Below are 1,013 nucleotides of genomic sequence, written 5' to 3'. Positions count from 1 at the left end.
TGAACACTGGAGAGGGTTAGTTTAGCCATTCGATGTAACGAGGTGGATGCGTCTCTTGGAGCAAAGGAATCAATGGTACTGCTATTAATTAAGGAGATCGCTCTTTTAGCACAAACTTGCTTGTATTCTATCCATTCTGCTGTTGTATATTCTCCTTCTTTAGCGCTAAGAACAGGATTTATCCTCTCAACATGCATTAATAAATACTGAATTACATTGCCAGGATATTGTTTACTTCGATCGTCCCTGAAAGGGCGAGAACGATACAACGTTTTTATGAACGCTATATTTAAATTTTTAGAATCTTGGACGTACAGTTGGTCAAGTATACTCACGAATACCACATTTAATAATCAAATTGGACTCGATGATAGCACAAATGAGGCAAAATAGATAAATCATTAGTAAGGACTGCTTGGTTGGGATGAACATTTGTTATGACTCGGAGGGCAATAGAGGTGACTCCCATCGCGCCATCCGAGTCAGGTGCTTGCAATTAGCCTTAAGTGTTAGTTGACAATACAACATGCCAACGTGCCGCAGTTTATCTGCGATATCCAGTTGTAGAATGACGGGGGGACTCAGATAATTGGACACGCCCAGATTCTGACGACCTATGCGAATCAAAAAATCTTGGGTTTCTGCTAACGCCCATAGCCTCTTTCTGCGCGTTTTCTTCGGAAATATTTGTAGCACAATAGTTTGAAGAGACTCGTCGAATTTTATATCCTCTGTTTGTTAATACCTTATCTCTAAACTGATCAAGACAAGACTGCCAGTGGTTTTCATGTTGCTTACCGTCTACTTCTATAATTTCTTTTGTTTCCGGGATCAAAATATCAACAAAAAACCCGTCGACAAACGCCTCCAACGCATATTCTTTTCCGTGGGGAACCAACGATTGAATGATCCTAGGGGGCAGCATGCTTTGAGGTTTACAGCTTTTTATCAAAGAACTTAAAACTTCCACATCCAATTGATTATCCATTCTTAGTAAACCAATACTTTTTAAA

Annotated in this window: 2 protein-coding genes; both read right to left on the bottom strand. The window is 39.7% G+C overall.

Annotated features, from left to right (window positions below; all coding sequences use genetic code 11):
• A partial coding sequence (locus E1O47_RS12090; protein ID WP_133131483.1) for a hypothetical protein occupies nucleotides 1–335 on the bottom strand: 335 nt, incomplete at its 3' end.
• A gap of 209 nt (nucleotides 336–544) precedes the next feature.
• Nucleotides 545–1,013 (bottom strand): DUF559 domain-containing protein (locus E1O47_RS12085; protein WP_207384326.1); only part of this gene is annotated, 469 nt, incomplete at its 5' end.

The sequence above is a fragment of the Legionella yabuuchiae genome, assembly GCF_900640115.1.
Classification (GTDB): domain Bacteria; phylum Pseudomonadota; class Gammaproteobacteria; order Legionellales; family Legionellaceae; genus Legionella_A; species Legionella_A yabuuchiae.
Note: the sequence above shows the minus strand (reverse complement) of the source record. Positions and strands in the feature narration are given on the sequence as shown.